The organism is Verticiella alkaliphila (assembly GCF_018904615.1).
GTDB classification, from domain to species: domain Bacteria; phylum Pseudomonadota; class Gammaproteobacteria; order Burkholderiales; family Burkholderiaceae_B; genus Verticiella; species Verticiella alkaliphila.
This window is the reverse complement of the sequence record NZ_JADCNH010000002.1, coordinates 25185-39162: the sequence shown is the minus strand read 5'-3', so window position 1 is coordinate 39162 and position 13978 is coordinate 25185. Positions and strand designations below refer to the sequence as shown.

General features: G+C 67.2%; 14 protein-coding genes and 1 riboswitch. Of the genes, 8 read left to right on the top strand and 6 right to left on the bottom strand.

Translation table 11 applies throughout. The annotated features are described in order from the left end of the window. The first annotated feature begins 38 nt into the window (after positions 1-38). The gene (locus IMZ29_RS01790) at positions 39-374 is read left to right on the top strand and encodes a hypothetical protein (protein WP_216179724.1); all 336 of its coding nucleotides are present in this window, start codon (positions 39-41) and stop codon (positions 372-374) included. Positions 375-494: 120 nt separating this feature from the next. On the opposite strand, the gene IMZ29_RS01785 is transcribed toward IMZ29_RS01790, so the two are convergent. Beyond that, positions 495-845 (bottom strand): hypothetical protein, encoded by a 351-nt coding sequence (locus IMZ29_RS01785; protein WP_216179722.1) that lies wholly within the window; start codon positions 843-845, stop codon positions 495-497. Between the two features lie 415 nt (positions 846-1260). Between IMZ29_RS01785 and IMZ29_RS01780 the strand changes: the two genes are divergently transcribed. Further along, positions 1261-1542 carry a peptidylprolyl isomerase gene (locus tag IMZ29_RS01780; protein ID WP_216179720.1) on the top strand — a complete coding sequence of 94 codons (282 nt, stop codon included), beginning with the start codon at positions 1261-1263 and terminating at the stop codon, positions 1540-1542. Between the two features lie 22 nt (positions 1543-1564). Here IMZ29_RS01780 and mntP read toward each other — a convergent pair whose 3' ends face one another. Then, entirely contained in the window at positions 1565-2143 is a 579-nt protein-coding gene (gene mntP, locus IMZ29_RS01775; protein ID WP_216179718.1) for a manganese efflux pump MntP, read from the bottom strand. 6 nt (positions 2144-2149) lie between these two features. Then, positions 2150-2315, bottom strand: a riboswitch (yybP-ykoY riboswitch). Positions 2316-2430: 115 nt separating this feature from the next. Here mntP and IMZ29_RS01770 point away from each other — a divergent pair. Beyond that, positions 2431-3696 (top strand): MFS transporter, encoded by a 1266-nt coding sequence (locus IMZ29_RS01770; RefSeq protein WP_216179716.1) that lies wholly within the window; start codon positions 2431-2433, stop codon positions 3694-3696. Between the two features lie 7 nt (positions 3697-3703). On the opposite strand, the gene IMZ29_RS01765 is transcribed toward IMZ29_RS01770, so the two are convergent. Together IMZ29_RS01765 and IMZ29_RS01760 are read right to left on the bottom strand one after the other, a co-directional pair. Continuing rightward, positions 3704-4345 carry a response regulator gene (locus IMZ29_RS01765; protein ID WP_253206655.1) on the bottom strand — a complete coding sequence of 214 codons (642 nt, stop codon included), beginning with the start codon at positions 4343-4345 and terminating at the stop codon, positions 3704-3706. Next, a complete protein-coding gene (locus tag IMZ29_RS01760) occupies positions 4342-5721 on the bottom strand; it encodes a cache domain-containing protein (RefSeq protein WP_216179714.1) in 1380 nt (459 codons plus the stop codon). Before IMZ29_RS01760 ends, IMZ29_RS01765 begins: the two co-directional genes overlap by 4 nt. A gap of 430 nt (positions 5722-6151) precedes the next feature. Between IMZ29_RS01760 and IMZ29_RS01755 the strand changes: the two genes are divergently transcribed. Both IMZ29_RS01755 and IMZ29_RS01750 read left to right on the top strand, forming a co-directional pair. Continuing rightward, positions 6152-7621: an aminotransferase class V-fold PLP-dependent enzyme gene (locus IMZ29_RS01755; RefSeq protein ID WP_216179712.1), complete on the top strand. Its 1470-nt coding sequence runs from the start codon at positions 6152-6154 to the stop codon at positions 7619-7621. Between the two features lie 28 nt (positions 7622-7649). Then, on the top strand, positions 7650-8105 hold the full coding sequence (locus tag IMZ29_RS01750) for a RidA family protein (RefSeq protein ID WP_216179709.1): 456 nt from the start codon (positions 7650-7652) through the stop codon (positions 8103-8105). Between the two features lie 66 nt (positions 8106-8171). Here IMZ29_RS01750 and IMZ29_RS01745 read toward each other — a convergent pair whose 3' ends face one another. After that, on the bottom strand, positions 8172-10112 hold the full coding sequence (locus IMZ29_RS01745; RefSeq protein WP_216179707.1) for a M48 family metallopeptidase: 1941 nt from the start codon (positions 10110-10112) through the stop codon (positions 8172-8174). Between the two features lie 5 nt (positions 10113-10117). After that, positions 10118-10714, bottom strand: a complete 597-nt coding sequence (locus IMZ29_RS01740; RefSeq protein ID WP_216179704.1) for a LemA family protein — start codon at positions 10712-10714, stop codon at positions 10118-10120. A gap of 122 nt (positions 10715-10836) precedes the next feature. Between IMZ29_RS01740 and IMZ29_RS01735 the strand changes: the two genes are divergently transcribed. The 3 genes from IMZ29_RS01735 to IMZ29_RS01725 are packed head-to-tail and all read left to right on the top strand — an operon-like array spanning position 10837 to position 13958. Next, on the top strand, positions 10837-12036 hold the full coding sequence (locus tag IMZ29_RS01735) for an efflux RND transporter periplasmic adaptor subunit (protein ID WP_216179701.1): 1200 nt from the start codon (positions 10837-10839) through the stop codon (positions 12034-12036). Position 12037: 1 nt separating this feature from the next. Continuing rightward, positions 12038-13240 carry an ABC transporter permease gene (locus tag IMZ29_RS01730; RefSeq protein WP_216179698.1) on the top strand — a complete coding sequence of 401 codons (1203 nt, stop codon included), beginning with the start codon at positions 12038-12040 and terminating at the stop codon, positions 13238-13240. Then, positions 13233-13958, top strand: coding sequence for an ABC transporter ATP-binding protein (locus IMZ29_RS01725; protein ID WP_216179695.1), 726 nt, complete (start codon positions 13233-13235; stop codon positions 13956-13958). The genes IMZ29_RS01730 and IMZ29_RS01725 overlap by 8 nt, the downstream gene beginning before the upstream one ends. The last annotated feature ends 20 nt before the right edge of the window (positions 13959-13978 follow it).

The following is a 13978-nucleotide window of genomic DNA, read 5'->3' as shown; positions in this document are numbered from 1 at the left end:
CGCATGCCGGCCCTCACTCACTCTCTAGGTACGATGCGATGACTTCCGAACCGCACACCGTGCAGTCCTTGACTGAACGCCTCCTCGCCGACGCCGAGCTCCAGAGCAGACTCGCCCAGGCCCAGACACCCGATGCCTGTGCTTCGGCGCTCACGACGGCGCTGGCACGGCATGGTGTGACCGTGGATGCGCAGCAACTCGCGCAAGCGATTCGTGATCACGCGGTCGAACAAGGCCCGCTCAGTGATGATCAATTGGAGACCGTCTCAGGCGGCTTCGAGAATGTCATCGTGACGATCATGCCGATCCTGTCTCGACCGCAGCTCGTCGGCAGTTGGGTGACGGGACCCGGGCTGGGCCTTCGGGGCAGCTAGGGCGTCATCATCGCTGCGATGCCCCCGCCACCTTGGCATCGGACGGGGCGAGTAGCCCCTGCGCGAGGCTGCGCAGCGCGCACTCGGGCTTTGAGAGATCGCGAGCGCCGGAATCCGGGCTCAGGGCTTGGCGGCCACGCTCATCGCAGTCAGCGCCGCGCCGCCGGCGCCCAGGTACGCCGACGCGGTCGTGAACCATGCCGGAAGCACGTCCGCGCCGAGGAAACACGCCATGAACCCAGCGATGGCGCCAACCACACCGACGCTGGCGGCGCGACGCGTGAGTTGCAGGAATCGGTCACGCTCGACACTGGCCCGAAAGTCGAGGACATTCGTGCGGCAGTGGCGGCACACGGTGGACAAGGGCGAGATGGAGACGTGGCATGACGGACAATCGATCTCGGCGCTGTTGCTCCTGCGAGTGCCGCAGGACGCGCTACCTGCACCGATTGCGGCGATGTCGCCGGTCATCTGAAAACCACGGTTCCCTTGCATGTGCATCACCGATCTCCACTCGGATATTGCCGCGCCTGCCTCGTCGGCAAGTCGGCAAATTGCCGTCTATCCCAGGGCACCGCGACAGCGGCGCCACGCTCGGAGGCGGGTAAACTCAACCATTCAGCCCGTGCCCGCCTCAGATCGGCAACAATAAGCATCACAAAAAACGCATTGTCACATTTATGACAGCGTTTATGCATGCATTGTTACAAACCTACGGTTGAGCGTGGCGAGATGACAACGTGGGGCCGTCGGCATGATGATGCCGATCATCGTGCGGTTCACGACCGAGTCGGTGCTCAGGTACCGACTCGGGTGATCGGGATCGCCGTCGCGAGACGCCTTGACGCAGCGGTTATCATGGGGAGTCCTCATTCAAGGAGTTCCCATGTCCCAAGCTTCCGCCCGCCACATCCTCGTGTCCACCGAAGAGCAGTGCAACCAGCTCAAGGCCCAGATCGAAGGCGGCGCCGACTTCGCCCAGGTGGCTCGCGACAATTCGCGCTGCCCTTCCAGCCGCGACGGCGGCAATCTCGGCACCTTCGGCCGTGGTCAGATGGTGCCGGAATTCGACCAGGTGGTGTTCAGCGCCCCGGTCAACACCGTGCAAGGCCCGGTCAAGACGCAGTTCGGCTACCACCTGCTGGAAGTCACCAGCCGCAAGGACTGATGACGTCTGCCGTGGCGGCAGCCTATGCCGCCGCGGCCGACAGGTGCTCGTAGAGAATCACGCTGCCGATCCCGATGAGGATCACGCCGCCGACGATTTCGGCGCGCGAACCCACCAGCTTGCCGAGCACCCGGCCCAACATGATGCCCAGTGTCACCATGAGCAGCGTCGCCATGCCGATGGCCGCCGCCGTGGAGACGATGTTGGCGTCGATGAAGGCCAGCCCCACGCCCACCGCCATCGCGTCGATGCTGGTGGCAAAGCCCGTGATGGCCAAGGTCCAGAATGAATGGCGCGAGGTCTTGGGCGTCTCTGCATCCTCGTCGCCGGGCTGACAGCCGTTCCAGATCATGTGCGCGCCCAGCACACCCAGTAGCACGAACGCGATCCAGTGGTCCCAATCGGCCACGTAGTCGGCCGCCGCCAGTCCCAGCGCCCAGCCTGCCACGGGCGTCAAGGCCTCGATCACCCCGAAGATGATGCCGACCCGCAGGGCGTCGCCCCAGCGCGGCTTGTGCAATGCCGCCCCCTTGCCGACCGCGGCCGCAAAGGCATCGGTGGACATGGCAAACGCCAGCAGGGTGGTGGAGAGAATGTTCATGAAGCAACCTCGGCCGGCACGAGCCCACGACACGGCTGCGCACGCCGGACCTCGGGCGCAGGTGTCGATGGTCTCGCCAAACCTTGCGGTTGCGCGCGCCATGGCGTGAAGCCAAGTGTGTTGACGCGCACGCTTTCGTTGCGAAAGCAGGCTACTCCCCAAAGAGGGCCGTATCGTAGCACCGAACGCGACAGCTCGGGGAGCTGGCCCAGATGACGCCGCAGCCTTATTACCGATTTTGCTAACCTTATGCGCTTTGCGCGTCACGCAGAATACGGAGACAGAACATGACCGCCGGCGCCAGGTACTACTACGGCTGGAACATCGTGGCCGCGGCCACCTTCCTGACCTTGCTCACGGTGGGCATGCGCATGGGCATCGGGCCGTTCTTCCTGCCCATGACGGAAGACCTCGGCTTTTCGCGCAACCAGCTCTCCACCATCGTTGCCGTCGGCATGCTCTTCTACGGGCTGGCCATGCCCGTGGCGGGCTGGCTGGCTGGCGCGCGCGGCACACGCGTCACGCTCACGGTGGGCACGGCCATCGTCCTGCTCGCCACGGCCTGGACGCTCGTGGCCCGCGATCCGATCACATTCTTCCTCGCCTACGGTGTGCTGCTGTCGGTCGGGCTCGCCTTCACGAGTCCCGTCGCCCTCACCCCCGTGCTCAGCCGATGGTTCACCCGGCAGCGCGGCATGGCGATGTTCTTCCTGTCCACGGGCTCGATGGCTGGCATCGCCATCATGACGCCGGCGTTCGGCTTTGCCATCAAGGCCTGGGGCTGGCAATCGACGCTGCTGGGCTTTGCGGTGCTCTTCGCCCTCGTCACGCTGCCGCTCGCCTGGATGGTGATCCGGGACGAAGCGCCCGAGCACACCGATCTCTTGCCCAGCCAGATCCCGGCACCCGGGGCAGCGCCCGCAACGCCTGCGGCAGCCGCGGCCAAGCCCAGCATGACGGTGGCGCAGGCCCTGCGCACCGGCCCCTTCTGGATGATCGCGCTCGGGCTCTTTGCCTGCGGCTACAGCATGAACCTGCTCGGCACCCATGGGGTGCCGATGCTGATGGACCACGGATTCGACGCCACGACGAGCTCGCTCGGCATCGGTCTCATCGGGCTCGTGGCCATCTTCAGCACGCTGGTCCTGGGCCGCCTCTCAGATATCCTGCCGCGCCGCTACATCCTCGCCACGATCTACTTCGTGCGAGGCCTGGGCTTTCTGGCGCTGATGGTGGTGGGCACGCACTGGGAGCTCTATGGCGCAGCGGCGCTGGGCGGCATCGTGTGGGCGGGCAGCATCGCGCTGTCCTCGGCCATCCTCGCCGATGTCTACGGTGTTCGCCTGGTGGGGGTGCTCTACGGCTGGGCCTATCTGGGCCACCAGATCGGCGCCATGCTGAGCTCGTGGCTGGGTGGCTGGGGCTTCGATACGTACGCCACGCACTGGATCGCCTTCGGGGGATCGACGGCGCTGCTGTTCGGCGCGGCAGTCCTGTCGCTGCGCCTGCCGGGCCGCGCCCTGCCCCCCAGGGCCACTCCGCAACCCGCCTGAGGCCAGACTACGCCGCGGGTGCAATCTCCGGCAGGGCCTGTACATACCCCGTCAGGCCCACGTCCGTGCTCAGATGAAGCTTGCGGCGCACGCGCAAGCGATGGGTCTCCACCGTGCGCACCGACATGTCCAGGGCATCGGCAATATCCCGGCTGCTGAGTCCCTGGGCCACGAGCCGCAGCACGGCGGCTTCGCGCGGGGTGAGGTTCGACGGTGCTCGCACGCCCGGATCCGGTGCGCGCAGAAGGGCCGCCACCCCGGGGTCCACATGACGCCCGCCCTGGGCAACTGTGCGGATCGCTGCCAGCAACGTATCCGCGCCCGCGTCCTTGCGCACGTAGCCGGCAGCCCCTGCGGCCAGCGCCCGATCAATGAGACGCACATCGTCCAGCATGGACAACAGCAGCACGCGCATCGAGCAGGCGCGCTCGGCAATGGCACTCACCAGATCGAGACCGCTGCGCTCCGGCATGCGGATATCCGTCACGATGACGTCGGGCCGCACGGCATCGAGCGATGCCAACGCACTGTCCACACTGCCGGCTTCGCCCACCACCTGAATGCCGTCATCGCGCTGCAGCCCCAACCGGATGCCGTCGCGCAACAAGGGGTGATCGTCCACCAGCAATACTCGGATCGGCCTCATCATGCTTCCTCTTCTGGCGTGGATTCCCAGGGCAGGTGCAGATCCACGGTGGTCCCCAATGCGCTCGAACGCACCTGGAGGCGCCCGCCCAGCGCGGCCGCGCGCGCCTGCATGTTGCGCAGCCCGATTCCGCCCGCGGCGTCGGCCTGCGCCACATCGAAGCCAGCCCCGTCGTCCTGCAGGCGCAGATGAATGCCGTCGACGCTGCCCGCCAGCCGGATATCCAGCCTGCTCCCAAGCGAATGACGGCAGGCGTTGTTGATCCCTTCCTGCACGATTCGCAGCACGGCCAGCCGCTGGTCTGCGGGAACGTCGCGCGGCAGGGATCCAATCTGCAAGCTCAACATCATCGGACATCCCGCCTGGCACTCGGCCACGAGCACAGCCAGTGCACGCGTGAGATCTTCCTCCTCCAGCCGCGCACTCGCCATGCCGTGCGACAAGCGGCGAATCTCGCTCAACGCTTCGTCGAGCCTCGCAAGGCAGGTCTGCAACGTGGTGCCAAGTGAGCCGTCGGCGGCCGCTCCGCCCTTGCCCCGCGGCCCGGCGTGGCGTTGTGCAGATTCGATCAGATGCCGCGTCGACACCATGACCTGCCCGACGCCATCGTGCAGCTCACGGCCCAGGCGCTGACGCTCGCCCTGCCGCGCCTCGCCCAGACGCTCGACCATGCGAAAGAGCCGGTGCTGTGAGCGCCGCTGCTGCCAGAGCACCGTCGTGAGCCAGCCGAGCCCAGCCAGGCCGAGGGCCAGCCCCGCGATCGTGGCGATGCGCTGATGGATCTGGGCGATGCTGTCGCGGGCTCGCGCATCCAGCTCCTGCAGGCGCGCCTCGACCTCGTCCAGATACAGGCCCGCCCCCAGCGTCCAGCCCCAGGGCTCGACACGCGTGACATAGGACATCTTCGGCACCGGATGCGGCGAGGCTGGCTTGGCCCACGCGTAGCGCACCAGCCCGCCACCGCGCTCTGCGGTGGCGAGAATGAGCTTGGCTTGTTGCTGTCCGGCGGGCTCGTCAGGCTCGCAGAATTCGACGCCCGGCGTATCCATCTGCCCGGGATCGAGCAGGACGCGGCCATCGCGGTCATAAACGAAGAAGTAACCATCCTGTCCGAAGCGCATGCGCGCGAGCACCGCGAGCGCTTGGCGCTTGCGCGGTGCCATCTCGCCGCCCTCGGCGGCCAGCCGCTCGGTGGCGGCTCGCGCGAGCAGGACGTAATGCTGGAGTTCGCGCTCGCGCGCGTGCACGTACAGCGACTGCACGCGTTCGCGCTCCTCGGCCACCAGCCGCAATGTCTGGCGCTCCACCGTGGACATCACCCAGGCCAGGGCGCCGAGCAACAGCAGCAGCGACAGCCCGATCGGCCAGGCGTACCTCATGCCGCGAGCCGGCGCAACGAGGCCGGGCGGGAATAGCTACCAACACGCAAAGGGATTTCGTCTCGATCTTTCATGAATGACGACACGGCTTCCTGCAGAAGCTGTCGACTCGTGAACCCGATTCAGAAATGCAGAAAGCATGCCAACACGACAGCGGCCTTGCCCTCGCCCCGTGCACACGTGCCGATCCCCTGGCCGCTGGGCATGACGATGCACCAGCGCTGTGCGACTCGCCCGATTCTACCGACCGACAGGCACCATTAGCGCGCTTGAGACATGAGGAGATACCCGGATCTGCGTAACGCTACGTAAGGGAATAAAGTTGCCCGCGGATCGAATGTGCCTACCTATAATTTTTTACACACGCCGTCATGTCTCGTCATGTCGGGCCGGCACATCGCCAGATCCCTGGCCTCTTTGCGGAGTCACCATGCAAACCCCCGTCGAATCCCCGAGCGAACTCGCGCTACCGACGCGCGCCACCTCAGACATCTCCCTGGGCTGGACCACCAAGCGGCGCGACTTCCTGCGCATGCTGGGTTACGGCGCGGGCGCCGCTACCCTGGGCCCGCTGTTGGCCGCCTGCGGCGACGCGAGCGGGCAGACCGCAGCCGACGCCGCGCGCAACGAGCTGCTGCAGGACGAAGCTTTCTGGACGGACGTGCAGAACATGTTCGTGCTCAACCGCGACAAGGTCTACATGAACATCGGCACGGCGGGCTCCATGCCGCAAGTCGTGCTCGATACCTTCGCCACGGAGAACCGCCGCAAGGCCGAGGACTCTGGCAGCGGCTACACCAACCTCGCGGATCTGCGCGCCAAGGTGGCGCGCGGCTTCGGCGTCGACGGCGACGAACTGGCCTTCTCGGCCAACACCTCCTCGGGCATGTGCCACGCCATCCTGGGCATCCCCTGGCGCGAAGGCGACGTCGTGGTCACCACGAACCACGAACACGGCGGCGGCAACACGCCGCTTGCCATTGCACAGGATCGCTACGGCATCGAGATCTCGCGTATCGAGATGCCAGTCGGCAATAACCAGACGGCTGCCACCTACCAGAGTCTCTTCGATGAGCGCATTCGTCAGCTCAAGAGCCAGGGCAAGCGCGTGCGCGCCGTGATGTGGTCCTCGCCTACGTTTGTGACCGGCACCATGCTGCCGATCGCCGAGATCATGGAAGTGGTCAAGGCACACGAACTCATCAGCATCTGCGACGGCGCGCACCTGCCGGGCATGATGGCCTACGACTACGGCGCGCTTGGCGTGGACTTCATGTCTGGCGCTGGCCACAAGTGGCAATGCGGGCCAGGCTCGACGGGTATTCTCGTCATGCGCAACAAGATTCGCCCATCCAACCCGCTGCCCCTGCCCGAGTGGTATCCCATCCACACGAGCACCTATGTGTCCCGCCCGCGCAGCACCGGCAGCCAGGCCGCGTTCGACGTTGCGGCGAGCGTCACGGCGTGCGGCAGCATCCACACGCCGATGTTCGAGGCCCTGGGACGCGCGTGCGAGATGTGGGACACCATCGGTCGCAAGAAGATCGAGACCTATGACCTCGCGTTGAGCGCATATTTGAAGGAGCGCATCACCGAGCGGTGGGGCGTGAATTCGCTGTATTCGCCGAAGGACGACCCCAAGCTCGTGTCGGCCCTCACGTCGTTCAACCCGTTCCGCAACCCGGCGGACGTCATGAACAGCCAGAAGGCCACAACCTTCGTCAACCGCATGCTGAGCGACTTCTCGCCGGGCTTCTCGATTCGCAACGCCGGCTTCCCGGTGATCGGCTACCCGAACAACCACTACGGCATCCGCATCTCCACCCACGTCTGGCACGACCCGCACGACATCGACCGCCTGGTCGATGCCATGTGGAAGCTGTCGGCCGAGATGGCCTGATCCCTCTTTCTCCTACAAGGACACGTTCATGACGTTTCGCGCCCTCGCCCTGACCCTCGCCGTTGCCGCCGCCGGCACGGCTGCCGCTGCCGACGTGGCCGGCATCACCGTCGTCGCGTCCCCAGACGCGCCCAAGGCCATCGGCCCGTACTCCCAGGCCATTCGCGCCGGCAACGTGCTGTACCTGGCCGGTCAGATCCCCATCGATCCGAAGAGCGGTGAACTGAAGAAGGACGCGCCCATCGCCGAACAGACCAAGCTGGTGCTGGACAACCTGAAGGCGGTGCTGGCGGCCGATGGCATGACCATGGCCAACATCGTGTCGACCACGGTGTACATGAAGGACTTGAACGAGTTCGCCACGATGAACGAGGTGTACGCCACCTACTTCCCGAGCAACCCGCCAGCGCGTGCCACGGTGCAGGTGGCTCGCCTGCCGCGCGACGTGGGCGTGGAGATCGGCGCCATCGCCGTCAAGCCCTGAGCCCTCGCGCCGTCACGGCAGTCGAAGCCCCGTGGGTCAGCCAGCGCTGGCCCCCGGGGTTTTTCTTCATGCGGGCGCGGCGCTCACCAGCGGTGGCAGCGGGCAATCGAGTGCCAGTGCCACGGCACGCAGCAGCTCGGCCTGCATCGGGCTTGCCTCACCCGTGTGTGTCACCACCTGCGCCAGGGCCCGCAGCAGCGGCTTCTTGTGCGTGGTCTCCAGACCCGCGAGCCGGCTCACGGCCTCGTCCAGCAGATGCGGCGAACCCGCCCCGGTGATGGGCGGTTCAAGATCCGTCATCCCCAACGCCACGGCACCCGCGGCGAACGCAGCCTTCGAGTCGGTCCCATCGCCTTCGCCGGCGCGCGCCAAAGCGCCCATCAGAATCGCCACGTCACGGCGATTGGACGCGAGATCACCCGACGTCCGCGGCGATGCCCGCGACTCCAGCGTATGCACCACGATGCGATAGAAGGCCCACTCACGCAGACTGACCTGGCCATCGGCTTGAATGACCGAACGCAGGCAGCCCTTGAACGTGTCGTACTGCGCGGCAGACAACTGGCGCAGGGCCGGCAACGCGGACTCGAGCAGCGGCAGGCGCGCGGATTCGGGCAGCGCAAGGACTTGTTCGCGCAAGCGCGCCAATATCGCCTGCACGTCGGGATGCGCCTGCTGCGACAGCGCCTGCAACTGCCGCTCCTGCACCGTGCTCGAGTCACTGAGCAACAGGGCATAGATGACCGCACGCGCCACGTAGGTGTCGTGCGCGGCATCGCGCAAGGCCGGGTCCATGTCCTCCAGCGTGCGTTGCGCCTGCGCGAGATGGGCCGGGTCCGCCTGGCCGATGGCGTCGATGGCCGCCAGGGCGGCGGCCGGTGTCAGCACGGCAGCCGCGCGCTCCAGGCGGGCATCTGCGGCCGGCGTCTGTGCGGCGTCGCGCGGTGGCTCGGCTTGCCTCGCGCGGATTTCCTCCAGCGTGGGGAACCGCCCATCCCACCCCGGCTCGATCCGACGAATGCGCTCCACCAGCGGCGGGTGCGTCGACATCCAGGCCCCGCTCGCTCGCCCCACGGCCTTGCTGAAGAACATGTGGCTGAACTCGTGCGCATGCGCATCCTTCACACGCGAGCCTGCAGGCACGGCGCCGATCTTCTTCAAGGCGCCGGCAATGCCATCGGGGTTGCGCGTGAATTGCACCGCTGCTGCATCTGCCAGGAACTCGCGCTGGCGGCTGACGGCGGCCTTGATGATGCGGCCAAAGAGCGTGCCGATCGAGCCCAGGACGACGAGCACGAGGGCGATGACGAGCAACTGCGGGCCGGCGTTGTCGCGCGAGTTGTTGCCACGCCGCCAGGGCATCACTTCCAGGATGCCCCGGCCCACGAGTCCGATGACGAGGATGCCGTGCAACACCGACACGAGGCGGGTATTCAGCCGCATGTCGCCGTGGAAGATATGGCTGAACTCATGCGCGATCACGCCTTGCAGCTCATCGCGGGTGAGATGCTGCAGGCTGCCACGCGTGACGCCAATCACCGCGTCGCGCGGGGAATAGCCTGCGGCGAAGGCATTGATGGCTGGGTCTTCCAGCACATATACCGGTGGCACGGCGATGCCGGAGGCGAGCGCCATCTCCTCGACCACGTTGAGCACCTTGCGGGCTTCTGGCTCGGTACTACCGGGATCGAGACGACGCCCGCCGAGTGCCTCGGCCACGGCCACCCCGCCCCCTGCGAGCTGATAGTGCTTGAAGAGGCCGGCTACCACGATCACGGTGAGCACCGGGATCGCCACGCCGATCAGAAGGCCGGGTGTCACAACCGACAGCGTGCGCGTCATCCAGTCGAGCTCGGGGCGGTCCGGCCCTCCCCCGTCCATCCAACCGATGATGAGCGCGATGACAAAGGACGTGACCGACACGAGGCAGATCACCGCCACGGCCATCAGCCCCACGAGCAGCGCACTGCGGCGCCGAGCCAGTGCCTGCTGTTCGAAGAAATCCATGGCGCTCAGAAGCTGACCTTGGGCGCGGCCTGGATGGCCTGGCTATCCTCGAACTCGAGCAGCGCCGCATCCTTGCCGTGGCCGAACATGCCGGCGAAGATCACGGGCGGGAAGGTCTGCTTGTAGGTGTTGTAGGCCATCACCGAATCGTTGAACGACTGGCGCGCGAAGGCCACCTTGTTCTCAGTGCTGGTGAGCTCCTCGGAGAGCTGCTGCATGTTCTGCGTGGCCTTCAGATCCGGATAGGCTTCCATGACCACGTTGAGCCGGCCCAGCGCGCCGCCCAGGGCACGTTCGGCGCCGGCCAGCTGATTGAGCGCGGCCGGGTTGCCTGGATCCTTGGCCGCGGCCTGCAGCCCGGCAGACGCGGCATTGCGCGCGTTGATCACGGCCTCCAGCGTGCCGCGCTCGTGCGACAGATAGGCCTTGGCCGTTTCCACGAGATTGGGGATCAGGTCGTAGCGCCGCTTCAACTGCACCTCGATCTGCGCGAAGGCGTTCTGGAAGCGATTGCGCAAGGTGACCAGGCGGTTGTAGATGCTGATCACATAGATCACCAGCAAGGCGATGACGACAAGGACGACGATCGTCGTGATACCCATGGACAGGACTCCTAGCGAACGGGACAGGTATTGGCGAAGACGCAGCGCGTCGCACGCAGCGTACCGCGTCCTACAATACCGCGCAGGCTGCGCCATGCCGGCCGCAAGACGAGGAGACAGGGTTGGCCAGGGGTCTGGGTTGGGGTAAGGCAGTCGTCGTCGGCGTGCTCGGCATCGTCGTTGCCGCCGCGGTCTGGCAATCGCGGCGCGGGCCTGAAGTGCCGGCCTATGCGCTGGTGCAGGCCCCGCTCGTGCAGAGCGTCGTGGCGAGCGGGCGAGTGGTGGCCACAGTGCGCGCACGCATCGGCAGCGAAGTGGCAGGCACCGTGCGCCTTCGCCGCGTCGACGAAGGCGATCGCGTGGCCGCCGGGGACGTGCTTGCCGAGCTCGATGACGGCCCCGCGCAGGCCCGCGTGGCCGAAGCCCGCGCCGCGCTCGCCCAGTTGGCGCAAGGTCAGCGCCCGCAGGCCCAGTCCGCCCTGCGGCAAGCCGAGATCGAGGCCGCCCAGGCCGAGCGCGAAGCGCGCCGGCGTCAGGGGCTGCAGGCCTCGGGCGCGTTTTCCCGCGAAGAAGTCGAACTGGCCTCGCAGGCCCGCGATGCCGCGCGCGCCCGTCTGGCCCAGGCACGCACGCAGGCGGCCACGCTGGCGCCCGGCGAGGCCGACGAGCGCGTGCTGCTCGCGCGGCTGGCGCAAGCTGAATCCGATCTGGCCCGCACCACCTTGCGGGCGAGCTTCGCCGGCCTCGTCGTGTCGCAGGATGCGGAGCCCGGCGACGTCGTGCAGCCGGGTCAGGTCCTGTTCGATCTTGCCCGCGATGGCGACACCGAGATCCTGCTGCCCGTGGACGAGAAAAACCTCGCGCGTCTGGCGCTCGCCCAACGGGCCGTCGTGATCGCCGACGCCTATCCCGAGTCGCCGTTCCCCGCCCGCGTCACCCGTATCGCCCCCGGCGTGGATACGCAGCGCGGCACGGTGGAAGTCCGTCTCATGCCGGACGCCACGCCAGACTTCCTGCGCGAAGACATGACGGTGTCCGTCACCATCGAGACCGCGCGCCGCGACGAGGCGCTCGCCATCCCGAACGACACGCTGCGCGCCGCGCGACCGGGTGAGCCCGCCACCGTGCTGGTGGTGCGCGATGGCCGGGCGCAACGGGCGCCCGTGACGCTGGGCCTGCGTGGCCTCACGCTCACCGAAGTGCGCGAGGGGCTCACCGCGGGCGACGTCGTGCTCGCGCGGCCAGACTTCGCGCCCGACACACGGGTGCGCCCGGTGCTCGAGCCGCTGCCGGTGGCGGCGCGTGCGCGCAACGGCGGCTGAGATGTGGCTCGCCACCACACTCGCCCTGCGCTTTCTGCGGCAAAGCCGCTCACAGACGGCGCTGATCCTGGTCGGCATCGCCGTCGGGGTGTCCGTGATCGTCTTCATCAGCGCGCTCATCCAGGGCCTGCAGGCGAACATCATCCAGCGCACGCTCGGCTCGCAGGCGCACATCGTGATCGAGCCACCGCGCGAGGCCAACCAGATCGCGCCCGCGCCGGCAGGCACGCTGCAACTCGTACTGGAGGATGCGCGCGCCCAGCGCCTGCGCGCCATCAACGACTGGCAGCACGTGCAGGCCGTGCTGGACGACATGCCGAGCGTGCGGGCGGTGTCGCCGCTCGTCACCGGCCCGGCTATCGCCTTTCGCGGTGATGCCCGGGCGTCGGTCGCGCTCCTGGGGGTCGATCCGAACCGCTATGAGCGCATCATTCCCGTGCGCGAGAATCTCGTTGCCGGCAGCTTCAGCCCTGCCCCTGGCGACGTGGTGATCGGCAGCACGCTGGCACGCGACCTGGGTCTGGAACTCGGCAGCCGGTTGCGCGTCGAGGCGGCAGGCGGGCGGCAGGCGGTGCTCACCGTGCGCGGCGTCTTCACACTCGGCGTGCGTGAGCTCGACGCGCGCTACGTGTATCTCGACATGAAGGAAGCGCAGTTCCTGCTCGACGTGCCCGATGGCGCGACGCAGCTCGACGCCACCGTGGATGAGATCTTCTCGGCGCGCGAGATCGCCGCCCGCCTGGCCGCGCTCTTCGGCCTGAAGGCCGAGAGCTGGATGCAGAACAATGCCGAGCTCCTGAATGCGCTGCGCTCGCAAAGCCTTGCGAGCACCATGATCAGTGTCTTCGTCGCGCTGTCCGTGGCCATGGGCATCGCCAGCGTGCTGGCCGTGAGCGTCACGCAGCGCACGCGCGAGATCGGCATCTTGCGCGCCATGGGCACCACCCGCGGGCAGATGCTGAGCGTGTTCCTGCTGCAAGGCGCCGTGCTGGGCCTCGCCGGCTCGCTCATCGGCAGCCTGATCGGGCTGGCCCTCACCGGGGCATTCAACACCTTTGGCCCGCGACTCTTCATCATCCCGCTGCCGCCCGGCCTGATCCCGCTCGCGATGAGCGTGGCCACGGTGAGCGGCATGATCGCGGCCGCGTCGCCCGCCTGGCGCGCGTCGCGTCTGGACCCTGCCGAGGCGATCCGACATGCCTGAACGCGATCCGGTTCTGCGCCTGTCCGGCGTGCGCAAGTCCTTCAACGTGGGCCGTCCGAACGAGGCCGAAGTCCTGCACGGCATTGATCTCACGCTGCCACGCGGCGATTTCGCGGCCTTGATCGGGCCATCCGGTTCGGGCAAGAGCACCTTGCTCAACCTCATTGCCCAGCTCGATGCGCCCACGGCCGGCGAGATTCTGCTCGACGGTCATGCCACGCGCACGCTGGACGACACCGCACGCACAGCCTTGCGCCGGCGCACGCTGGGCTTCGTCTTCCAGTTCCACCACCTCATTCCCGCCTTCACCGCGCTGGAGAATGTGTTGATGCCGCTGATGATCGCCGGCGGCCGCCCTGATGCCGCGGCACGTGATCGGGCGCAGGCCTTGCTGCACGAAGTGGGTCTGGGCGAGCACGCCGGCAAGCGGCCCACGGAGCTGTCCGGTGGCCAGCAGCAGCGGGTTGCCGTGGCGCGTGCACTGGTGCACCGGCCTCTGTTGGTGGTGGCCGATGAGCCCACCGGCAATCTGGATACGCAGACGGCGGACACCGTGTTCGACTTGTTCCGCCGGGTGCATGACCGGGAGGGATGTGCCGTGCTCGTGGTCACCCACGACGCGCGACTTGCCGAGACCTGCGATCGACGCATCCGCCTCGTGGACGGCTTCATCGTCGAGGACACGGCCCTTCATCATACGCAAAACCAATCAAGTTAATAGCATCAATTGATTTGTAC